Below are 20,006 nucleotides of genomic sequence, written 5' to 3'. Positions count from 1 at the left end.
GCGCGGAGGGATCTTCATGTCGCCGTCGGCCCTGGTCGGCTATGCGTGCGCTTCGGCGGCCTCGGTGACAAAACGAGGGAGTTCCGTGGTCACGAAATCCAGCAGCGGCTCGATGTGCGGCGGCGGATGACCGGCCTGCGCGAAGGGCACACGCTCGCGTACCAGCTCGAACAGCGCCCCGGTGCCGGCACCGAGTGGGGTGCGGCCACGGAGTTCTGCGGCTTGTGCCGCGACAAGGAGCTCCATCGCGGCTATCGAGCGGCACAGCCCCACCAGTTCGGCGGCACGCCGTCCGCCGAGTGCCGCCATGCTCGCCCAGTCCATGTTTCCGTTCGAGTGGCTGGAACTGGAGAGTTCACCGACAAGCGGAACCGTGAGCAGCCGCGCCTCAGAGGTGATCGATTTATGGAACAGAGCGACTCCGTTGAAACCCGTCGCGCCGACCCCGTCCTCTTCGACAAGACCGGCCGAAAGGCCCGACCAGAATGAGTCCGTCATCTTCGCAAGTCGCTCAGTCGAACTGGTCACCACGGGTGAGAAGGCCAGTCTGGCGAAATCGAGCGCCATGGTGAGTGCCACCATGTCGAAATTGGCGGCCGCCACCAGACGGTTCTCGTGCTGCGACACCACCGGATTACATTGCGCCGCATTGAGCTCGATGGCGACTTGCCCCCTGGCGTGCGCAAGACTGTCTGCCGCGGCGCCGTGTATGAGAGGAATCGAGCGAAAGCAGAGCGGGTCCTGCAGATGACGCGGTCCGCCCTGCTGCCACAGATAGCTTCCCTCCAGATATGCCCGGACGCGCCGACCGTGTGTCTGGAGTCCGGAAAACGGGCGCGAGGTGAGCGCCGCCTCCGTCACGATCGACGGGTTGGCCGCATATCCCTCCATGCTCAGCGCGCTCACCAAGGTGAACGAATCCAGAAGCGCGATCAGGTCGGCGAGCGCCAGAGCGCCCAGTGCTGTGGAAAACGCACTGGAATTGACCAGCGCCAGGCCCTCTCCCGGCATGAGATCCATGTCCTCGAACAGCCCCAGCGCCAGGTCTGACATCGATGACATGTCGCTTTGCCCCATGGAACCCCGGAGGTGCACCGCGACGGTTCGACGGCTGTTGAGCGCATCGACGAGAACGCGAGCAAGCTCGGGCCGAACCCCCGGGGAACCGCTTGCCATGGCATTGAGCAGAATCACCATGGTGGCTCGTACGGTGTCCTCACCCGCGAGCGGGCCATGGCCGACATGGTGCGTCCGCAGTATACGACGGTTGAATTCCGCGAGATGTCGATGCTGAAGTTCAAGACCGGTCTTGGCGCCCACACTGGTGGTCAATCCGTAAACGCGGTCGCCCCGCTTTACGGAATCGTCCACGATTCGCCTCGTGCACCGCATCAGCTCCTCGACCGAAGGTCCCAACTCGACAGGTGCGTGGTGACGCGCCACCGCCACCACATCCTCGATGGTCAGTTGGCTACCAGATATCTCCACAGCGAGCAGCATGACAGCCCTTGAGAAGCTACCGGAATCAGTGCATTCAATCTACATGGAGAAATGTGAAGCGACGCCCGTTTGTCCAGGACTCGCACTCGTGCAGCGCTTCATGGGCGAGTTAATCCGCGGTATCAGAACGCCGGTGGTGACGACCTTGAGAACAGCATCGGTCATCAGCAGGGTGTCGGTGCGGCCGTAGCGGCGTACCCGCGTGGTGCGTCAGGTGGCGGTGGCCGCAAGGTCAGCCGGGGTTCCCAGCCGTGTGAGGGCCGGAAACGGTGTCACCCTATGCGACCTGCTCGTATTCGTGGATGAGGCCACCGAGCCGATCATGCCGGGAGGCTGCTGCGCTGTCGCTGGCTGACCGCGGTTCAGGGGCGATGCCACGTGAGTCGGGCACACTGGCCGGGGTCGGGTCCGCCGTTCTGTCTCCAACCTGTGTTGTTCCTAGAATGGCCGGGTGGAGGACATTGACGCGATCGCGGCGCTGCAGGATCCGGTGCGGCGTCGCCTGTACGAGTACGTGGCGGCGCAGGGCCGCGAGGTCGGGCGCAACGAGGCCGCCGAGGCGGCCGGGGTTGCGCGCACGCTCGCTGCGCACCATCTGGACAGGCTGGCCGAGGTCGGGCTGCTGGAGAGCGGCAGCCGCCGTCTGTCGGGCCGCTCGGGGCCGGGGGCGGGCCGTCCTGCCAAGGTGTACACGCGGGCGCGGGCGGAGCTGTCGGTGTCGCTGCCCGCCCGCGACTACCGCACTGCCGCCGTGCTGCTCGCTGAGGCGGCCGAGCAGGCCGGGCTGGATGCCGGGCTGTGTGCGGCGGCGCGCCGCCGGGGTGAGGTCCTGCGTGGCTCGGCGGCGCCCTGCGGCGGTCTTGAGGAGGCCATGGAGATGCTGGCCGCCCGCGGTTACGAACCACACCTGGAAGGCGCCGAAGACGCCGAAGGCGTCAAAGGGGTGTCGGGGGTGGCCGCGAGTGTCGTGCGTCTGCGCAACTTGTGCCGTTCGGAAACTCATCGCTGCTGCTCGGGGGTGGTCTGGCGCGTCATCACAGTCTGCTGGAACCCTGTCCGGGTGATCGTTTCGCTCGTATACCAGGTGACTCGGAAACTGCTCGCGGTCCCGGCGGTGCTGCTGCGCCGGGACACAGCCAAGAACGCGGAATTGCTTGTGCTGCGGCACGAGAACGCGGTGCTGCGCAGGCAGCTCACGAGGTCGGTGCGCTACGAGCATGCGGATCGGCTGTGGTTCGTAGCGCTGTCCTCGCTGATCCCCCGGCATCGGTGGGCGCAGGTGTTCCCGGTGACGCCGGGGACGCTGCTGGCGTGGCACCGCCAGCTGATCGTCCGGAAGTGGGACTACAGCAAGCGTCGGCGCAGGCCCGGGAGACCTTCGACGGCGGGTGTGGTGAAGGCTCTGGTGCTGCGGCTCGCCAGGGAGAATCCGCGTTGGGGCTGTCGACGAATTCAGGGTGAACTGGTCCGGCTCGGACACCCGGTCGGCTCGACAACGATCTGGCAGATCCTTACCGCGGCGGGCATCGATCCAGCCCCACGCCGCAGCCGTCCGACATGGCACGATTTCCTGACCGCGCAAGCCGAGTCCATCATCGCCTGCGACTTCGTCCACATCGACCTGGTCGATCTGCGCCGGGTGTACGCGCTGGTGTTCCTCGAGCACGGCACACGCCGGCTGCACATCGCGGGAGTGACCGCCCATCCCACCGGGCCCTGGACGGCGCAGCAGGCGAGAAACCTCGCCGTCGAGTTGGGGGTTCGATTGAACTCTCTGCGTTTCTTGCTCCGCGACCGGGACGCGAAGTACACCGAGTCCTTCGACGCGGTCTTCGCAGCCGACGACATCCAGGTCATGAGGACCGCACCGCGGACCCCACGGATGAACGCGCACTGCGAACGTGTCATCGGCACCCTGCGCCGCGAGGCCCTCGACCACCTCCTCATCTGGAACGAGACGCACGCTCGGCAGGTCCTCGATGCCTACACTCAGCATTACAACGGTCATCGCCCACACCAGGCTCGCGGACAGCTCCCTCCCCTCGCCCAGGAGCACCCGACGTCCATGGTCGGCCCGTCCACTCACCGGGTTCTGCGCACCCGAATACTCGGCGGCGTGATCAACGAGTACAGATACGCCGCCTGACCAGGGGCGACGGGTTTCCGAACGGCACAGGGAAACAGAAAAATCGCGGAACTCTACACTGAGCGTGAGCCTTGCGCGAACAAGTGCGCTGGCCTGGTGAAGGATCTGAAGGTCTCTTGGAGCTACAAATGGAACGGCGCAGATCGCTCGACGACGGAGGCAATTCGCGCGCAGACTAATAGAAATCTGGCATCTGTGATACGTGAACTACTTAGTTCTCCCTAGCTTTGTGATGTTCAATCGGCGCTCGATGGCATGCGAGCGTCGGACTGTCGGGTCTGGACGCGAAGGAAGCCGATGCAGAATGTAAGCGGCGACGGTAAGCCGACTTTCTCCCTGGTTCGATTGACTGGCTCACCGGGATCCCCGAAACCTGCAGTTCAATTTTCCTTGGAGGTTCCAGTGGGCTCTGTGGGCGAGGTGTACCGAGCCTCGGAATACCTTGAAAGTGTTACTATCGGAGACCATGGAGAATTTTTGAAGTTCGGTTCGACTGGAATGTTCGGTAGCATTCTCCTCGATCCGCGAAGCGGCCGAGTCATGGAAGCGGGCAGAGATCTGGCCTCGGTAAATCTCGTTAACACGTCGCTTGAACGCTTCACCTCCTGCATTCGAGGGTTTATCGAATGCTTCCCGTTCTATTCCAGGGATTCTGACAATGATGAGTGGGAGTGTGCGGCGGGTAAAGTGGAGGAACTGGTGTGTCGGCTCGATGTCGAGGCATATCGCGAAGATAGCTTTTGGTTTGAAGTCAGGTGGTCCGTTGCGACAGGAGACTTCGCAACGGAGGACTTGGCTTGATTATGGAAGCCTAGCCTCGCTAGGACTTGCTGAGGGTCGTGTTGGCTGCGAGGGAAGAAGGGCTTCCCTTGAAGAAGCGTATCGGGTCCTGTCCCGCTCGGAATCACGATTCTGGGCGTGACCTGCGAGCTTTTCCGTCAGAGCCCGCACAGCATCTGGGACGATGCTTCGTTGGCGCTGTCGATCGTCACCGCGCTGGCCAGGAACCTGGTCATGGTGCCCACCGTCGTGCTGCGCAGACGCGTGGCCAAGGACGCGGAGGTGTTGGCGCTCCGGCATGAGAATGCAGTGCTGTGCCGTCAGACCGCGCGGGTCAGGTACGAGCCAGCCGACCGGATCTGGCTGGCCGCGCTGTCGCGCCTGGTCCCTCGCGCTCGCTGGCGCCGTCTGGGAGATCCTGAACGCTGCCGGCATCGACCCTGCCCCTCAACGCTCCGGCCCCACTTGGCGCCAGTTCCTCTCCGCCCAGGCCCACGGCATCATCGCCACCGACTTCCTGCACCTCGACACATCTTCATAGAACACGGCACCCGACGCGTTCACCGCGCCGGCGTTACCGCCCACTGTGCCGTTCGGAATCTCGTCGCTGCTGGTCAGGTGGCGTATCTGTACTCGTTGATTACGCCGCCGAGTATTCGGGTGTGCCGGAGCCGGTGAGTAGTCGGAGCGCTCATGGGCTTCGGGTGTTCGTGGGCGAGGGGAGGGAGCTGTGCCCGGGCTTGGTGTGGGCGATGACGGTTGTAGTGCTGGGCGTAGGCGTCGAGGATCTGTCGGGCATGGGTTTCGTTCCATATGAGCAGGTGGTCGAGGACCTCGCGCCGCAGGGTTCCGATGACCCGTTCGCAGTGTGCGTTCATCCGGGGCGTTCGAGGCGCTGTCGGTACGACCTCGATGTCATCGGCCGCGAAGACTGCGTCGAAGGACTCGGTGTACTTCGCGTCCCGGTCGCGAATCAGGAAGCGCAGCGACTCCACCCGCACACCCAGCTCGATGGCGAGGTCTCTCGCCTGTTGCACCGCCCAGGGCCCGGTGGGATGGGCTGTCACGCCGGCGATGTGCAGTCGGCGTGTGTCGTGCTCAAGGAACACCAGCGCGTACACGCGGCGCAGGTCGATCAGGTCGACGTATAGGAAGTCGCAGGCGATGATGGACTCGGCTTGCGCGGTCAGGAACTCGCGCCACGTCGGGCCTCCCCGGCGTGGGGCTGGATCGATGCCCGCCGCTGTGAGGATCTCCCAGACCGTCGTCGAGCCGACCGGGTGTCCGAGCCGGATGAGTTCGCCCTGGATCCGTCGGCAGCCCCACCGCGGATTCTCCTTGGCCAGCCGTAGCATCAGCGCCTTCACCACACGGGCGGTCGGCGGTCTCCCGGGCCTGGCCCGGCGCTTGCTGTGGTCCCATTTCCGAGCGATCAGCCTGCGGTGCCATGCGAGCAGCGTCGCGGGCGTCACCGGGAACGCGTTCGCCCACCGGCACCAGGGGATCAGCGACGACAGCGCCGCGAACCACAGCCGATCCGCCGGCTCGTACCGCACAGGCCTCGTGAGCTGTCTGCGCAGCACCGCGTTCTCGTGTCGCAGCACAAGCAGTTCCGCATCCTTGGCCGCATCCCGACGCAACAGCAACGCCGGGAACGCGAGCAGCTTCCGAGCCACCTGGTACACCAGAGAGACGATCACCCGGACAGGGTTCCAGCAGACCGTGATGGAACGCCAGACCCGCTCCGAGCAGCAGCGATGAGTTTCCGAACGGCACAGGTTCATCGAGGACGTGTGGGGCCAATTCGACGACGATCACACTCGCCCCGGCGCCCCGCTGTTCCCGAGCGAGCGGAAGAACACCGACGGCTCCGCCTGCCGGGTCGGCGACGACGCCCTGCGCAACAGGCTCGACAACGCGGTCCAGGCTCATCTGCCGGGATGGACGGACAGGTTGACGCCGCACGTCCTGCGGCATTTCTGCGCGTCCCGGCTGGGCCTTGGCGTGGTGCACCAGCCACTACCACGCTATTCCGCGCTGCGCGGCGGTAGCCGACGTGTGATCCGGCCGAACAGCTCCGTCAGCGGTTCGCCGACGTCCTGGCCGAACTCGGTCAGTCCGTAGGTGACCTGGGGCGGCGTCGTCGGCTCGACCTCCCGCCAGACCAGGCCGTCCTGGACCAGTGCGCGCAGGGTCTGGGCGAGCATCTTCTCGCTGATGCCCTGGATGCTCTCACGCAGCTCGTAGAACCGGAGGGCGTTGCTCCGCAAGGAGATCAGAACCCAGATGCCCCACCGGCTGGTCACGTGGTCGACAACATCGCGCGCGGGGCAGTCGGTGTGAAACACGTCATACCGCTTCTGCGGGTCGGTCTGGGTGAGGTGCGCGCTTTCCGTCATGTGATGAGCTTACCCAGGGGTATGTCCTTACCAAAAGTTAGCCCCGCTCTTAGCGTCGTGGCCACAGACGACATCCGACAAGGAGCTGATCATGATCGTGGTGACCGGGGCTACCGGGAATATCGGCCGACCGCTGACGCAGGCGCTGGCCGACGCGGGCCAGGAGGTGACGGCTGTCTCACGACATAGGGCGGCGGTGCCGGGCGGGGTCCGCCAGGTGGCGGCCGACCTGGCCGATCCGGCCGGCCTCAGGCCCGCGCTGGCCGGGGCAAAGGCGCTGTTCCTACTGCTGTCCGGCGACCTGCACTCCGCTGGAGCCAACCCTGCGGACATCATCGGCGAAGCAGCGGCCAGCGGGGTCCGCCGGGTCGTCCTGCTCTCCACGCTGGGCGTGGTGACCCGGCCCTTCGGCCCGACGCGGATCGCGATGCGCGCGCTCGAGGACACGCTGCGCAAGTCCGGCCTGGAGTGGGCCATCCTGCGGCCGGGCGGCTTCGCCTCCAACGCCCTGTGGTGGGCCGAGTCCGTGCGCACGCAACAGGTCGTCGCCGCGCCCTTCGGCGACATCGGGGTGCCGATCATCGACCCGGCGGACATTGCCGCGGTCGCGGCGGCCTGCCTGCTGGGTGACCGGCACACCGGCGGCGTCTACGAGCTAACCGGCCCGGAGGTGATCACTCCGCGCCAGCAGGCGCAGGCCATCGCTGCCGCGCTGGGCTCACCGGTGAGGTTTCACGAGCTCACCCGCGACGAGGCCAAGGCCGCCATGACCCAGAGCATGCCAGCGGAGCTCGCCAACGACACCTTGGACATCCTCGGTTCCCCGAGCCCGGCCGAAGTGCGCGTCAGCCCGGACGTCCAGCGGGTCCTCGGCCGCGCCCCGCGCCCCTTCGCCGACTGGGCCGCCCGCAATGTCGCCGCGTTCCGCTGAGGCCGGTCAGCACCGCTTACTGGTGGACTCGCGTATTCAAGTGTCGCCAGTTCAGCGCTTGGGAGACGGGGCAGTGACTGTGCGCGTTCACCGGGAGGCAGGGGTTGCGTGCTGTCAGGGCCGCAGAAGCCTGACAGCAAGGAAGCACGGAGCCTGGTGGAGCTTGTTGTAGGCCGTTTCGTCGAGTTCTCGCAGGCCGGGCGTCGGGCGAGGCTCGATGAGTCTTTCAAGCATGAATCCGGCGACCAGCAGCTCGTTCAGGAACGTTTCCAGCGGCATGCGCTGGTAGTGGACTGCCAACGGCCCCCCGGCGAGCGGGAGGTCAACCCAGTCCTCGGCGTAGTACGAGCCACCGAATTTCCGCCAGTCAGCCGTCGGGTGGGTCGTCGAGACCAGCAGCCATCCCCCGGGACGCAGGACGCGTCGTAGGTCGCCGAGGAGACGCGGCCGATCGGCGATGTGGTGGAGCATCAATGCGCACATGACTCCGTCGAACGACGCGTCGTCGATGAAGTCAAGCGGCTTCTCCGCGTCGTGCATGCGCAGTTCGGCCCGGTCGCCCAATCGCTCCCGCGCGTGACTCAGCAGAGTTGCGCTGCCGTCGATTCCGACTACCTCGGCACCACCCGCCAGGAGTTCGGCCGCATAGTGCCCGGCCCCGCAGCCGACATCGAGAATCTTCAGCCCGGCAACATCCCCTGCAAGTGCGAGCATCGCAGGCCGGTCGGTGTGCGCGTTGTAGGGGCTGGTGTCGGCGTTCTTTGCGAAGTAATCGCCGACTTCGTCGTGGTAAGCGGTCTCTGCAGGCATCGTGACAGCATCGCGCTGGTGGCTGCCAACCGCGACCGGTTTTGTGCAACCGAGGGTGCGTCTGGTCAACGGCTGCCTCGACGTGGGTCTGATTGTGGTCGGCTCGTTTTCAGCTGTCGCCGGTCCCTCGGGGAACCCTGCGCTTGCCGAATACCTCGTCCGTGCAGGTCACGCGGCATGTCTGTATTCGTGGAGGATGCCGCCAAGGCGGTCGTGGCGTCGTATGTCGAGGTGGCTTAGCTTGTCCGGATCGTCGATTGGTGTCGGCAGTGGGTGTAGCGGTCGGGCGTTCGCGATGCCCTGGTGCGGTCGATGGGAGTTGTAGAAGTCCTCGAACTCTCGCAGGGCGTGGAGGAGGTGGTGCTGGTTCCAGATCAAGGTCCGGTCCAGGAGCTCGTGTCTGCCGGTCTGCACCCACCTCTCCATGATCGAGTTCATTCGCGGCATCTGGATGCCGCTGAGGACGACCTCGATCCCCGCGTCTTTGAGGACGTCATCGAACAGTCCGGGGAACTTCCCATCCCTGTCCCTGATCATGAACCGGGCCCGGCAGCCTACGTCCTCGAGATCCATGACCAGGTTCTTCGCAGCCTGGGTTACCCAGGAGGTGGTCGGGTGTGCGGTGGCGCCCAGGACCCGGATGCGGCGACTGCTGTGCTCGATCACCGCGAATATGTACATCCGCGCGCCGGACAGGGTGACCGTCTCAAAGAAGTCACAGGCCAGGAGGGCGCCGGCTTGGGAGCGCAGGAAGCTGGCCCACGTGCTGGAGCTCCGGCCGGGCGCCGGGTCGACGCCGGCGTCCTTGAGGATCTTCCAGACGGTCGACGCGGCCACTTTCACTCCCAGCACGAGCAGTTCGCCGTGCAGACGCCTGTAGCCCCAGTTCGGATTCTCTCTCGCCAGGCGCAGTACGAGAATCCGGATGGAGCGCACGGTACGAGGCCGACCGGGTCGCTTGGGTCGTGATGAGGCGGCATGCTGGCGTCTTGCGAGGTCGCGGTGCCAGCGCAGCACGGTGTCAGGACGTACGAGCAGTCGAAGACGCCGCAGAGCGGGGAACGGCATCCGGTGCAGCAGCGCAGCCAGGAGCGCCCGATCGCTCGGAGTGAACCGTAGTCGGGCATCGCCGAGTTGGCGTTCGAGCACCGTGATCTGATGACGGAGAGCCAGGATCCCCGCATCCTTGTCCCGGTCGCTCATCGGCAGCAGACGCAGCAGCGCGAACGCGTTGGTCACGCCCAGGTAGGCCAGTCGCAGCAGCACGGTCGATCATCATGATGCGTGAACCACCGACTACGCGAGAGCGCCTACCCGGGCGGCGAGGCCGACGACCGCCGGTCCCGATACAGGCCTCCGACCAGGGCGGATGACATTCTCGGCAAGCACAGGATGGACAGTAGCTTGCGCACGACCTTGTACACCAGTGAGACGGTCACGCGGACATGCTCTCAGCCGAGGCCGAATACCTGACGTCACCTGCTGCGACGACTTTCCGAGCTCCACAGGGTTCTGGCTGTCATGCCACCGAAGTCGCCGAAGCCCCCGTGACTCCCGGCTCACGGCAGATTCCCTGCTCGCTGCCCACCCCTGTAATCAACTCCGTTTGTTTCATTGACATCTCACTCAGAAGTCGTACGTTGGGAGCGCTCCCATGGCGCCTTTCCACTGGAAGGAGTTCCCCCCACATGCGCAAACAGAGCCCATTAACCGGGCGTTCCCGGTCGGCCCTCCGCCGGCCTCTCCAGGCGCTCGCCATGCTGTTCGCCGTGGTTGTCGGCGCACTGACCTGGTCGGCCCCCGCCCAGGCTCACGGCTCCGTCGTCGGCCCTGCCTCCCGCGCGTACCACTGCTGGGAAAGGTGGGGTAACGACCACATGAACCCGGCCATGCAGACCGAAGACCCCATGTGTTGGCAGGCCTTCCAGGCCAACCCCGACACCATGTGGAACTGGATGAGCGCGCTCCGCGACGGCCTCGGTGGCCAGTTCCAGTCGCAGACCCCCGACGGGACGCTCTGCAGCAACAACCTCTCGAGGAACGCCAGCCTGAACAAGCCCGGGCAGTGGAAGACGACCACCGTCGGCAACAACTTCTCGGTCCACGTGCACGACCAGGCGTCCCACGGTGCCGACTACTTCACGGCCTACGTGAGCAAGCAGGGCTTCGACCCCAAGACCCAGACCCTGGGCTGGGGCAACCTCGACTTCATCACGCAGACCGGCCGCTTCGGCCCGGCGACGGACTACACGTTCAACGTCAGCACCTCCGGCTACACCGGACACCACATCCTGTTCGTGATCTGGCAGGCCTCGCACCTCGACCAGGCCTACATGTGGTGCAGCGACGTGAACTTCGGCTGAGCAGGGGAGCGCCGCACGCGGCACCGGTCTCTGCCGGGCGCCGGTAACCCGCCGCCCGGCCGACCGAGCTCCGTCGGGGCAGGGGACCCATGTGGTCACCCTGCCCCGACGGGGCTCCCTTCGCTCCTGGCGTGAACGCGCCCGATCGCACGGCAGTCGCAGGGTAGCCGGCTCCCCACCGTCTCGTCGTACGACTCCAGCACTCAACGGCCATTGAGACTCCCAGACCGTGGAGGCGGCGATCTTGATTCCCAGCGCTGCGAGTTCGCCGCGGATCCGTCGATATCCCCATGAGGTGTTCTCCCCGGCCAGCGCAGGACCGGGGCGCGTATCGATCGGATGGTGCGTGGGCGTCCGCGTCGCCTGGGTACGCAGGATGCGGCATGGCGCCGTCGTATGCCGAGGGCTGACTTGTCTGGATCGTCGATCAAATGGGGCGACGGGTGCGAGGGCCGTCAGTGTGGAGAGTGCCACTATCACGTGAAGCCTGCCTGTGTGGGTGTCAGCTTTCTGTGGTGTGTGGTTGGGGCCATGTGGTCTGGGTGGCGTGGTCGTGGAAGTCGGCTCGCAGGGTCAGCTCGCCGCCGAGGGCGTGATGTAAGCGGCCATGGTGTCGATCTGCGGGGTGCTGGCTCCGTTTTCGATCTGGGCGATCCGGGCCTGGCTGACTCCCAGTTCCCGGGCCAGTGCCCGCTGGCTCATTCCTCGGCTGCGCCGGGCCTTTTTCAGGAATGCCCCCCAGATGTGGGTGGTGGTCTTGTCAGGCGGTGTCGCGTCGGTGTGCTTGGCCGGGTGTGTGGTGTGGTCCATGGTGGCCGTTGTCCTTGTCAGTCGACGCTGCCGCGTGGGGCGATCCACGGGTGGGGTTGTCCGGTCACTTTGGCGATGGTTTCGAAGTCCGCGTCGTAGTGCAGCAAGGTCAGTCCGCATAGTTCTGCGGTGGCGGCGGTCATCAGGTCGACTGCTCCTGGTCCCTGGTGCCAGCTTGTGGCGACGAGGAGGTCCTGTACCTGCCGGGCCCGGGTGAGTGCGCGGTCGGGTACGGGGGTCCAGCCGAAGGCGTCGTGGAGGTAGCGTTCCAGTACGGCCCGCTCGTCGCGGCCGCCGGTGGCGCGGACCAGTTCGAGTTCGGTGATCTCGCATACGCTCACGCGGCCCTCGTCCAGGATGCCCGCCCAGTGTCGTTCCACGGCGGGGGTGCGGAACAGGCGGTTGCAGGCGCTGGTGTCGATCAGAAAAGACGTGCTCACGCCGGGCGGGCCTCGCCGAAGGCGCCGCCCTCACCCGCGAGCTCGCTCAGCCGCTGCCGGGCCGCGCGACGCTGGTAGATCGCACCGACCGCAATATCCTGTGGGGCTCGAATAATCGTCGCTCCTGGTCAAGAGGCATATCTGTACTCGTTGATCACGCCGCCGAGGACGCGAGTGCGCAGGATTCTGCGGCTGGCTGGCTTCAGGACTGGAGGTGGTTGTCCGTGAGCTTGGGGAGGTAGTTGGCATCGGGCCCGGTGGGGGCGGTGCGCGTTGTAGTGCCTCTGGTACGTGGCCAGGACCTGGCGCGCGTGACCTTCGCCGAGGATGAGTATGTGGTCGAGGACTTCTCGGCGGAGGGTGCCGATCACTCGTTCGCAGTGGGCGTTGGCCTTCGGTGCGCGGATCGGCGTTTTGATGATCTCGATATCCTCGGCTTGGAACACGGCGTCGAAGGCGTCGGTGTACTTGCTGTCGCGGTCCCGGATGAGGAAGCGCAGTGAGTCCATGCGTATGCCGAGGTCGGCGGCGAGGTTGCGGGCCTGCTGGGTGGCCCATGCAGTGGTCGGGTGTGCGGTGACGCCGGCGATGTGCAGGCGCCGGGTGTGGTGCTCGAGGAAGACCAGGGCGTAGAGACGTTGCAGGCTGATGGTGTCGATGTGGAGGAAGTCGCAGGCGATCAGGCCGGTGGCCTGAGTAGAGAGGAACTCGCGCCAGGTTGGACCGGTGCGGCGTGGTGCGGGATCGAATCCTGCGGTGTGGAGGATCTGCCAGACGGTCGAGGCGGCGATCGGGTGTCCGAGCCGGGCCAGTCCACCTTGAATCCGGCGATGGCCCCATCGGCTGTTCTCGCGCGCGAGGCGCAGTACGAGTTTCTTGATGGCACCTTGCGTGGGCGGCCGTCCGGGACCTCGGCGTCGTCGGGAGTAATCCCATCGGCGGGCGACGAGTCTGCGGTGCCAGGCCAGCATCGTGCTCGGTGTGACCGGGAAGACCTTGGCCCAGCGGCGGCGGGGGATCAGGGAGGACAGGGCTGCGAACCAGAGACGGTCCGCCGGCTCATACCGTACCCGCCCCTGCAGCTGGCGTCGTAACACAGCGTTTTCGTGCCGCAGGACGAGAAGCTCAGCCTGTGGGTGCCGGAAATCGTGTCACCCTATGCGACCTTCGTGTATTCGTGGATGAGGCCGTCGAGTCGATCGTGTCGATGGATGCGAGTGTTGTCGGTGGTGGTGGGTGGTTCCGGTTTGGTGAGTAGGTCCGGCGGCCGTTGTCCGAGGGATCGGTGTGGCCGGTGTTGGTTGTAGTGCTTCGCGTACTCGCTGATGACGAGGCGTAGGTGGCGCTCTCCTGTGATCAGGATGCGGTCGGTTGCCTCGCGTCGGCATGAGCCGATCCAGCGTTCCGCGATGGCGTTCATCCGCGGTACTCGGGGCAGTGTTGGAAGGACGTGCACGCCGATCGCCTGGAAGACGGCGTCGAAGCTGTCGGTGAAGTAGGCCCCGCGGTCCCGGATGAGGAACTTGATCGACTTGGCGTGGTCGCCGAGGTCCATGAGGTAGTTGCGGGCTTGCTGGGTGATCCAGAAGCTGGTCGGGTGTCGGGTGATGCCGGCGATGTGCACACGGCGGGTGCCGTGGTTGATGAAGAACAGCACGAACCAACGCCGCAGGAAGACCGTGTCGATGTGGAACAGATCGGTGGCTACGATCGCGGAGGACTGGGCTTTGAGGAAAGCGGCCCAGGAGCGGTCCACGCGCTGCGGCGACGGGTCGATCCCTGCTTGCTTCAGAATGGACCAGACGGTGGAGGCGGCGATCTTGCGGCCCAGGCCGAGGAGCTCTCCGTGGACGCGGCGGTATCCCCATCCAGGGTTCTCCCGCGCCAAACGCACGACCAGTTGCCGCAGGGCCTCTGGTTTGGGTGGTCGGCCGGGGCGACGGGATGGGTAGGTCCACTTCTATGCGATGAGCCGTGCGTGCCAGCGAAGGACCGACCGCGGAGAGACCAGCAAGGCCACCTGGGTACGCCGCTGCTTGCTGACGATCCGGAGCAGTGCCGCCATGACGGCCCTGTCGCTCCACGAGAAGCGGGGCCGTGGCTGGGCACGGCGTGCTATGGCGAGCTGATGCCGGAGCATCAAGATCTCTGCGTCCTTCGAAACATCCGAGCGGGCGAGCAGGGCAAGCCATCGGAAGGTCCAGGCGAGCAGGTAGATCAGCCGTATCACCACGATCGGCATGCTGCCTCAGAACGGCTCTCGGCCTGCTGAGGTCTGGCAGATCCGAACCAGCAGGTCAGCCCGAGTGACATAATTCCCGGCACCTACAGGCGGGAAGAACCCCTGAGGACGAGGGGATTTCTTCCGCCGAGGTCGATCGGCACCCGCTCGAGGGCCGGTGAACGTATGGCTCGGTCGACGGTCTGATCGCGAACCAGAGGCTGAGAAGCTGCAGGTGTTCAGGCGGCGGGTCGTGGGGTGCCGGTTCAGGTACGGATGAATACCGACCAGACCATGCGTATTGGCCGCAGCCGGGAGATGAAGCGCAGTCCGTGCCGTGTGGCGGCCGGTTCGGTGGTGAGCGCGAGGTCGTAGCGGCCTTCGGCCACGGCTTGGGCTGCCTGGCTGGTGGAGTCCGCGGTGGACACGTCGGATAACTGGTGGGTAGGGGGCAGCAGTTGGTCCAGCAACGGTCGTGGCGAGGGGTGCGTCACCACGCTCGGGTGGTCGGACAGCGGACCGCCGTCGGCGCGCTGGGCGATGCCGTACAGGGGGGTGTCCATAACGAAGATGCTGGCCAGCGCGATGTCGTCGGCCATGTAAAAGGGATGGATATCGCGATAGGCGTTGGCGACGACCACATGGCTGACGGTTCCGGCAGTCAGGTCCTCCAGGGCCTGTTCGTAGGTCGCCCTGAGCACGATCGGTGGCTCGCCGGGTAGGCGGGTCCCCAGCAGCCGCGCGGCCTGCTCGCTGCTCGTGCCCTCGGGACCGAGCGTTCCGATGGCCTGCGGCCCGGCCGGCGCGGGTCGGATGTCGATCCAGCCCAGCTCGTTGGTCATGCGTCACTCCTCGAGGTCGGCGACGACCCAGGTGCTGATGGCGCTCCACAGCGCCGCGGATTCCTGGTGGAAGGGGTGGTCCTGGTAGCTGTGCAGGGTGTCTTGGTCGGGCAGCAGGCCGATCGCGGCGAAGTCGTAGGCGATCGGACGTTCGGCGATGTTGCGGCCCACCTGCCAGTGCAGAAGGCCGGGCACCCGCTCGCCGACGAGCCGCGAGGACCGCTCGGCCGCGAGGGCCGCGGGATCCTGCCAGCCGAAGCCAGGCTTGAACTTGAACAGCACAATGTGTCTGATCATTTGCATCCGTTTCGAGTCGAATGGGCACCACATCACTCGTGCGATGGCACAAGGGCAGGCCCGCGGAGATATCGACAGAGCGGTATGTTTTCGCACAGAGATGCAGGGTGGATTTCGTACCTGCCGACGCCTGTTATCGCCTTAAGCTGCCGGACATGGTCTCGCGCGCATACGGGCGGCTGTTTGCCATGGTGGCTTTCCAGCCGGTCCGGGGGTGGGAGCTGGGCCGACGATCAGGCGGAATGACCGAATTCCTGGGACTCGGCTGTCACAAAGGCGGTCAACCGGTCGAGTCCTTCGTCGATCGACGCGTCGTCGAGCAGACTGAAGGACAGCCGAATCTGGTGTGAGGAGGTCATGCCAGTGTGGAAATGGTGCATGGGGGTCCAGATGACTCCATGATCGCGCGCCGATCTGTGCAGCGAACGGTCGTCCACGGTGAACGGCACCGTGAGAACGACGAAGAACCCGCCGGCCGGGGTGTTCCACGTCACCGAGCCGGTGGCGCCAAAGCGCTCGGTCAGGCCGGCCAGTACGCGCCGCAGGTTGGCACGGTAAACCTCGATCTCGCGCTTGTTGGCGGCGGCCATGCTGCACCCGTGGCGCAGAAGCTTGCCGCCGATGACGGCCTGGGCGACGGGTGAGGTGTTGAGTGTGACGTTGCTCTTGATCAGCGACAACTGGTCCGCGAGCGTACCCACCGGGCGGCCGTCCCTGACGACGGGTTGGTCGGCCACGACGAACCCGACGCGGGCTCCGGGTAGGCCGGTCTTGGCGAAAGAGCCGACGTGTACGACCTGATGCCGTGTGTCGAGCGCCTTGAGGTTTGGTGGCCTGGTGCCGGGGTCGGCTTGGAAGAGGCCGTATGGGTTGTCCTCGATGATCAGTAGATCGAGATCAGCCGCCAGGTCGAGCAGGGCGGTCCGGGTGGCCAGGTCCAGGCTCACCCCGGTGGGATTGGAGAAGTCGGGAACGAGGTACAGGGCGCGTGGCCGATGTCCTCGGGCACGCGCCGCTGTCACCTGATGCTCCAGGTCGACGAGATCGAGGCCGCCATCTCCGTCCCCGACGTCCAGCACGGGCATGTCCAGCAAGCGCGCGGCGCCGGTCAGTCCGAAATAGGTGGGCGCGACGGCGAGGACGACGTCCTGCGGGGAGGCGCGCAGGGACCGCAGCGTCAGGAACAGTGCCTCCTGGCTGCCGACGGTCACTACTACCGCGTCGGGGTCGACGGAGATGTCCTCGTCGATCTCAAGGTAGCGGGCGACCAGGTCGTGGATGACGCCTTTCGTCCGCCCGTACTGGAACACGGTTCTGCGGGCCTCCGCGTCCGTCAGCCCCACCACGTCGGTGAGGTGTGTGACGAAGGTGCCCAGGTAGCCATAGAGTTGCTCGACCCGGAAGAACTCCTCGTAAGGCCGGCCGGCGGCGAAGGACACCGCCTGCGGGTGGTCCGAGGCGATGTCGTTCAGCAGGTTCATCGAGAGCAGGACGGGATCGTCCAGCGAGGGATGCAGTTGCCCAAAAGATAATTCGACCATTTCTTGATTCTCCGTCCCTGCGGATTCGACGGTTGGGATGGCGCACACCGGAACCGTTCACGCAAAAGGGTGGACGCGGAACAATCTGCCAAGGGCGGTCGTTGTGGCCGTCTTCGCATCGCGCCGGGGAACAAGAATGTTCTCCTTGCCTCCCCAGCGACCCGGCTTGCACTGCCTTTCCGAGCCGCTTCTTGCGCTCTTTCTTCCCTCCCTGCTTTTCCGGCACAGAAGGTGGTATGACGCTGTCCGTCACGCGCACTGCGGTACAGAATCGCTGACAACGGTGCAGAGCTCCCGGACTGGGTCTCTCTCCTGGTGCGCGATTTGTGTACTCAGACGGATCACAGTCGATGCGCCGTGGGCGTCCACGCAGAGCTTCCTGAGACCGCGCCAGCCGGGCACCACTCTGCATCGGTTGATCGCTCCATGAACCAGTACGGCCACCGTGTGCAGCAATGGCCTCCGGCGTCAGCAGCGGTCCGCCCCGCCAAGTAGTTGATGCGTCACATACATTAGCACGAGAACTTGATGCGTCAACTAGATGCGTGTGGGCCGGAGGTCGGTGACGCCGGACGCCGCCGCACACGTACTGCTTCAGGATGCCCCGGCGCAGTCGTCGTAGGCCCGGCAGGGCGGGATCTGGTGAGGAGGGTGGTGACAACGGCGACGACGATCAGGGCGGTCCCGGCCAGCACATGGAGAGTGAGGGGTTCGTCCAGAAAGAGGGCACCGGCCAGGACGGCGATCACCGGGGTGACGAAGGCGTAGCTCGTGGCCAAAGCCGGGCTGGTGTGGGCGGTCAGGTGGCGGTAGGCGGCCATCGCCAGAAGGGACCCGAAGACCACGAGGTAGGCGAGGGCGAGCACGGCACCCCAAGCCAGCTGCGGCGGTGACGCGAACTCGCCCCGGACAGCGGCCGCCACCGCCAGAACCGTGCCGCCCGCGAGCATCTGCGCGGCTGGCCCGCGCACTCCGGCAGAGTGGTCGTCCAGCCGGGAGCCGAGTACCCAACACATGGCGGCCGGCAGGAGGATCGCTGCGCCCGTCAGTCCGCCGCGTCCGAGACCGGCCGACAGTACGGCGACGCCCGCCAGGCCGAGCCAGACCCCCGCCCATTCCCCGCCGCGCGCCGGCCGTCCCCCTGCTGTGTTCAGCAGCACGCTCCACAGTGGAACCGTGGCGATGAACAGGGCCGTCGTGCCCGAGTCGACATACTCCTCGGCCAACGCCACGCCGCTCATGCCCACGGAGAAGAGCAGCACCCCGACGAGCGTGGCCCGCCGCCACCGAAGAGCCGTCAGCCGCGGCTCGTGGCGGCGTTCGGCCAAGCCCCACAGCAGCGCACCTGCCGTCAGAAATCGGACTGCGCTGAGCGTGAAGGGCTCCGCGCCGCGCAGCCCGAACGCGATCGCCAGATAGGTGGTTCCCCATACCAGCCAGGTGACGGCGAGAGGGACGGCAGTTCCTCCGAACGCCAATGACACGGATCTCATGGCGAGGGGCGTACTTCGGCCAGCCGATCGACTGTGACGTTGTCGGCCTGGATCCAGGGCCGCTCGGCCATGTCGAACACCTCGGGCAGACGATGGACGTTTTCCGCGGCGTGCAAACAGCGCCCGGCCTCGAAAACCACTGTGTCCGACCGCCCTTCGTAGGTCTTCTTCTCGAATCGGTCGCCCATATCAGCCTCCGTCACAGCCGTGCCTGGCTTGTTCAGCACCTGACTCAGTTGCGGGACCGGTGCAGCAGGCGTGGAACCCGGGATGCCGGGCGATCCAACCCGCGAAAAGCCGCGACCCCCGTCGTGCGGATGTATTCAGCGACGCTCGCGACCTTGGGCCTTCGACTGAAGCGGACCTCGCGACGCTTCGCGTCGTCATGTCGTTCAGTCAGGACATCACCTTAACTCGGCTAAGTTGACTCATCAACTTCATCTTCTCGGGTCGGGCGAGTTCGCGTCGCAGACGCGCCCTCTGCTGCCTACCTGTCCGGCGGGAATCCCCGCGCGCTGAACACCACGACGCGCTCTCTCGTCGACGGCGTGATGTCCAGGGAGGACGTGGTCAGCCGGGCAAGCTGCCGCCTCGCGACTACGGCAACGGGCCTGGTGCTCGGTCGCGGCGCAGGAGATCCTGGCTGCACCCCTCTCAGCGCCGGGTTCTGCATCGGTGAGTCGATGCGTCCAGAACGTGGCACCTGCTGGGATTGGGGACTGCGAGCACGTAGCCGAGGCCGGCCTCCTCCAGCATGCGGCGCAGCCGCCGCTTCTGGCTGTAGGCGGCATCGGCGGTTTCCCAGGCAAGGGGCAGAGGGGAGGCGAGTCCCGCAGCGCTATGGCCTTGGCCAGGTCGGGCTTGGTGGCGAAGATCCGATCGCCGGGAATGTGGGCGGCGCGGCAGCGGTCGCGGTTGTCGGTCCAGGACTTGGGCGGATACAGCTCGCGGTCCACCAGAGCGCGGCCGCGGGTGGTGACGTAGGCGGCGAAGACGCCGATCTGGCAGTTTGTCGGTGCGGTCGGCGGTGCCGGAGTACTGGCGATGCACGCCGGCGGAGGTGATGCCCTTCTTGGCGAAGCCGGTGTCGTCCAGGACTGGCACCCCGCCTTCCTCGTCGGCGGCCGACCTGGCCGAGCAGGCCGCGGACGTAGTCGCGTATCCGCCGACGCCGTTCGAACCGCCCGAACTGTGGCCAGTGCGCAGGAAGAGTTCCTCGAGTTCACGGTCCCAGGCCTCGGCTGCACGCTCATCGATCACCATCGGAGGCTGCCCAGTGTGGTGTCACTACCAGCGGTGGCTGCACGCGATGGAGGGGGCAGTCCGCGAAGACCACCCCGGACATCCCGCCAGCCCACTACGGCTCACCTCCGACCGCACCTGACCAGGGAAGACAGCGAAGTGCTGCTGGAGTACCAGGTGTCGTGCGAACC

General features: G+C 66.0%; 20 protein-coding genes and 3 pseudogenes. 6 read left to right on the top strand and 17 right to left on the bottom strand.

From position 1 onward, the window contains the following. Window positions 1–39: 39 nt before the first annotated feature. Window positions 40–1,500, bottom strand: a complete 1,461-nt coding sequence (locus ACZ4WQ_RS14530) for an aromatic amino acid lyase (protein ID WP_398371996.1) — start codon at window positions 1,498–1,500, stop codon at window positions 40–42. Window positions 1,501–2,560: 1,060 nt separating this feature from the next. On the opposite strand from ACZ4WQ_RS14530, the gene ACZ4WQ_RS14525 reads away from it, so the two are divergent. The 4 genes and pseudogenes from ACZ4WQ_RS14525 to ACZ4WQ_RS14510 all read left to right on the top strand — a co-directional run. Continuing rightward, window positions 2,561–3,646 carry an integrase core domain-containing protein gene (locus ACZ4WQ_RS14525; RefSeq protein WP_398372971.1) on the top strand — a complete coding sequence of 362 codons (1,086 nt, stop codon included), beginning with the start codon at window positions 2,561–2,563 and terminating at the stop codon, window positions 3,644–3,646. A gap of 42 nt (window positions 3,647–3,688) precedes the next feature. Continuing rightward, window positions 3,689–3,871 (top strand): nucleic acid/nucleotide deaminase domain-containing protein, encoded by a 183-nt coding sequence (locus ACZ4WQ_RS14520; protein WP_398372973.1) that lies wholly within the window; start codon window positions 3,689–3,691, stop codon window positions 3,869–3,871. A 72-nt stretch (window positions 3,872–3,943) separates the two neighbouring features. Continuing rightward, window positions 3,944–4,447 carry an SUKH-4 family immunity protein gene (locus ACZ4WQ_RS14515; protein WP_398371998.1) on the top strand — a complete coding sequence of 168 codons (504 nt, stop codon included), beginning with the start codon at window positions 3,944–3,946 and terminating at the stop codon, window positions 4,445–4,447. Window positions 4,448–4,660: 213 nt separating this feature from the next. Beyond that, a pseudogene (locus ACZ4WQ_RS14510) lies at window positions 4,661–5,011 on the top strand (integrase core domain-containing protein); the annotation flags it as partial. Window positions 5,012–5,040: 29 nt separating this feature from the next. Here the strand turns inward: ACZ4WQ_RS14510 and ACZ4WQ_RS14505 are convergent. Together ACZ4WQ_RS14505 and ACZ4WQ_RS14500 are read right to left on the bottom strand one after the other, a co-directional pair. Then, complete coding sequence (locus tag ACZ4WQ_RS14505; protein WP_398372000.1) at window positions 5,041–6,126, bottom strand: integrase core domain-containing protein; 1,086 nt, start codon at window positions 6,124–6,126, stop codon at window positions 5,041–5,043. Window positions 6,127–6,453: 327 nt separating this feature from the next. Then, on the bottom strand, window positions 6,454–6,825 hold the full coding sequence (locus tag ACZ4WQ_RS14500) for a winged helix-turn-helix transcriptional regulator (protein ID WP_311729895.1): 372 nt from the start codon (window positions 6,823–6,825) through the stop codon (window positions 6,454–6,456). Between the two features lie 91 nt (window positions 6,826–6,916). On the opposite strand from ACZ4WQ_RS14500, the gene ACZ4WQ_RS14495 reads away from it, so the two are divergent. After that, window positions 6,917–7,756 carry an SDR family oxidoreductase gene (locus tag ACZ4WQ_RS14495; RefSeq protein ID WP_311729896.1) on the top strand — a complete coding sequence of 280 codons (840 nt, stop codon included), beginning with the start codon at window positions 6,917–6,919 and terminating at the stop codon, window positions 7,754–7,756. Between the two features lie 114 nt (window positions 7,757–7,870). Here ACZ4WQ_RS14495 and ACZ4WQ_RS14490 read toward each other — a convergent pair whose 3' ends face one another. Together ACZ4WQ_RS14490 and ACZ4WQ_RS14485 are read right to left on the bottom strand one after the other, a co-directional pair. Continuing rightward, window positions 7,871–8,566, bottom strand: coding sequence for a class I SAM-dependent methyltransferase (locus ACZ4WQ_RS14490; protein WP_311729897.1), 696 nt, complete (start codon window positions 8,564–8,566; stop codon window positions 7,871–7,873). A 168-nt stretch (window positions 8,567–8,734) separates the two neighbouring features. Continuing rightward, window positions 8,735–9,832, bottom strand: a complete 1,098-nt coding sequence (locus ACZ4WQ_RS14485; RefSeq protein ID WP_398372003.1) for an integrase core domain-containing protein — start codon at window positions 9,830–9,832, stop codon at window positions 8,735–8,737. A gap of 422 nt (window positions 9,833–10,254) precedes the next feature. On the opposite strand from ACZ4WQ_RS14485, the gene ACZ4WQ_RS14480 reads away from it, so the two are divergent. Beyond that, window positions 10,255–10,929: a lytic polysaccharide monooxygenase auxiliary activity family 9 protein gene (locus ACZ4WQ_RS14480; protein WP_468022210.1), complete on the top strand. Its 675-nt coding sequence runs from the start codon at window positions 10,255–10,257 to the stop codon at window positions 10,927–10,929. Between the two features lie 156 nt (window positions 10,930–11,085). Here ACZ4WQ_RS14480 and ACZ4WQ_RS14475 read toward each other — a convergent pair. The 12 genes and pseudogenes from ACZ4WQ_RS14475 to ACZ4WQ_RS14420 all read right to left on the bottom strand — a co-directional run. Beyond that, a pseudogene (locus ACZ4WQ_RS14475) lies at window positions 11,086–11,327 on the bottom strand (integrase); the annotation flags it as partial. Between the two features lie 175 nt (window positions 11,328–11,502). Beyond that, window positions 11,503–11,739, bottom strand: a complete 237-nt coding sequence (locus ACZ4WQ_RS14470; protein ID WP_398372005.1) for a helix-turn-helix domain-containing protein — start codon at window positions 11,737–11,739, stop codon at window positions 11,503–11,505. Between the two features lie 17 nt (window positions 11,740–11,756). After that, on the bottom strand, window positions 11,757–12,179 hold the full coding sequence (locus tag ACZ4WQ_RS14465; protein WP_311729900.1) for a PIN domain nuclease: 423 nt from the start codon (window positions 12,177–12,179) through the stop codon (window positions 11,757–11,759). A 128-nt stretch (window positions 12,180–12,307) separates the two neighbouring features. Beyond that, on the bottom strand, window positions 12,308–13,150 hold the full coding sequence (locus ACZ4WQ_RS14460; protein WP_398372008.1) for an integrase core domain-containing protein: 843 nt from the start codon (window positions 13,148–13,150) through the stop codon (window positions 12,308–12,310). A gap of 185 nt (window positions 13,151–13,335) precedes the next feature. Beyond that, a complete protein-coding gene (locus ACZ4WQ_RS14455) occupies window positions 13,336–14,073 on the bottom strand; it encodes an integrase core domain-containing protein (RefSeq protein WP_398372010.1) in 738 nt (245 codons plus the stop codon). 66 nt (window positions 14,074–14,139) lie between these two features. Then, window positions 14,140–14,421, bottom strand: a complete 282-nt coding sequence (locus ACZ4WQ_RS14450; RefSeq protein ID WP_398372012.1) for an integrase — start codon at window positions 14,419–14,421, stop codon at window positions 14,140–14,142. Window positions 14,422–14,666: 245 nt separating this feature from the next. After that, a complete protein-coding gene (locus tag ACZ4WQ_RS14445; protein ID WP_398372014.1) occupies window positions 14,667–15,242 on the bottom strand; it encodes a hypothetical protein in 576 nt (191 codons plus the stop codon). Between the two features lie 3 nt (window positions 15,243–15,245). Further along, window positions 15,246–15,539, bottom strand: coding sequence for a Dabb family protein (locus ACZ4WQ_RS14440; RefSeq protein ID WP_311729904.1), 294 nt, complete (start codon window positions 15,537–15,539; stop codon window positions 15,246–15,248). Between the two features lie 233 nt (window positions 15,540–15,772). Beyond that, window positions 15,773–17,128 (bottom strand): aminotransferase class I/II-fold pyridoxal phosphate-dependent enzyme, encoded by a 1,356-nt coding sequence (locus ACZ4WQ_RS14435; RefSeq protein WP_398372016.1) that lies wholly within the window; start codon window positions 17,126–17,128, stop codon window positions 15,773–15,775. A gap of 485 nt (window positions 17,129–17,613) precedes the next feature. Continuing rightward, window positions 17,614–18,573 (bottom strand): EamA family transporter, encoded by a 960-nt coding sequence (locus ACZ4WQ_RS14430; protein ID WP_398372018.1) that lies wholly within the window; start codon window positions 18,571–18,573, stop codon window positions 17,614–17,616. Continuing rightward, complete coding sequence (locus ACZ4WQ_RS14425) at window positions 18,570–18,761, bottom strand: (4Fe-4S)-binding protein (protein WP_311729907.1); 192 nt, start codon at window positions 18,759–18,761, stop codon at window positions 18,570–18,572. The genes ACZ4WQ_RS14430 and ACZ4WQ_RS14425 overlap by 4 nt, the downstream gene beginning before the upstream one ends. Before the next feature lie 659 nt (window positions 18,762–19,420). Then, window positions 19,421–19,836 (bottom strand): annotated as a pseudogene (locus ACZ4WQ_RS14420) (transposase); the annotation flags it as partial. Between the last annotated feature and the right edge of the window lie 170 nt (window positions 19,837–20,006).

It is taken from the genome of Streptomyces sp. NPDC028305 (assembly GCF_055569495.1).
Note: the sequence above shows the minus strand (reverse complement) of the source record. Positions and strands in the feature narration are given on the sequence as shown.

Excerpts from the sequence above, each read along its gene's own strand:
- ACZ4WQ_RS14460 (WP_398372008.1), bottom strand. The coding sequence starts at position 13,150 with ATGCTGGCCTGGCACCGCAGACTCGTCGCCCGCCGATGGGATTACTCC.
- ACZ4WQ_RS14440 (WP_311729904.1), bottom strand. The coding sequence starts at position 15,539 with ATGATCAGACACATTGTGCTGTTCAAGTTCAAGCCTGGCTTCGGCTGG.
- ACZ4WQ_RS14445 (WP_398372014.1), bottom strand. The coding sequence starts at position 15,242 with ATGACCAACGAGCTGGGCTGGATCGACATCCGACCCGCGCCGGCCGGG.
- ACZ4WQ_RS14425 (WP_311729907.1), bottom strand. The coding sequence starts at position 18,761 with ATGGGCGACCGATTCGAGAAGAAGACCTACGAAGGGCGGTCGGACACA.
- ACZ4WQ_RS14450 (WP_398372012.1), bottom strand. The coding sequence starts at position 14,421 with ATGCCGATCGTGGTGATACGGCTGATCTACCTGCTCGCCTGGACCTTC.
- ACZ4WQ_RS14430 (WP_398372018.1), bottom strand. The coding sequence starts at position 18,573 with ATGAGATCCGTGTCATTGGCGTTCGGAGGAACTGCCGTCCCTCTCGCC.
- ACZ4WQ_RS14530 (WP_398371996.1), bottom strand. The coding sequence starts at position 1,500 with ATGCTGCTCGCTGTGGAGATATCTGGTAGCCAACTGACCATCGAGGAT.
- ACZ4WQ_RS14500 (WP_311729895.1), bottom strand. The coding sequence starts at position 6,825 with ATGACGGAAAGCGCGCACCTCACCCAGACCGACCCGCAGAAGCGGTAT.
- ACZ4WQ_RS14470 (WP_398372005.1), bottom strand. The coding sequence starts at position 11,739 with ATGGACCACACCACACACCCGGCCAAGCACACCGACGCGACACCGCCT.
- ACZ4WQ_RS14515 (WP_398371998.1), top strand. The coding sequence starts at position 3,944 with ATGCAGAATGTAAGCGGCGACGGTAAGCCGACTTTCTCCCTGGTTCGA.
- ACZ4WQ_RS14495 (WP_311729896.1), top strand. The coding sequence starts at position 6,917 with ATGATCGTGGTGACCGGGGCTACCGGGAATATCGGCCGACCGCTGACG.
- ACZ4WQ_RS14480 (WP_468022210.1), top strand. The coding sequence starts at position 10,255 with ATGCGCAAACAGAGCCCATTAACCGGGCGTTCCCGGTCGGCCCTCCGC.
- ACZ4WQ_RS14490 (WP_311729897.1), bottom strand. The coding sequence starts at position 8,566 with ATGCCTGCAGAGACCGCTTACCACGACGAAGTCGGCGATTACTTCGCA.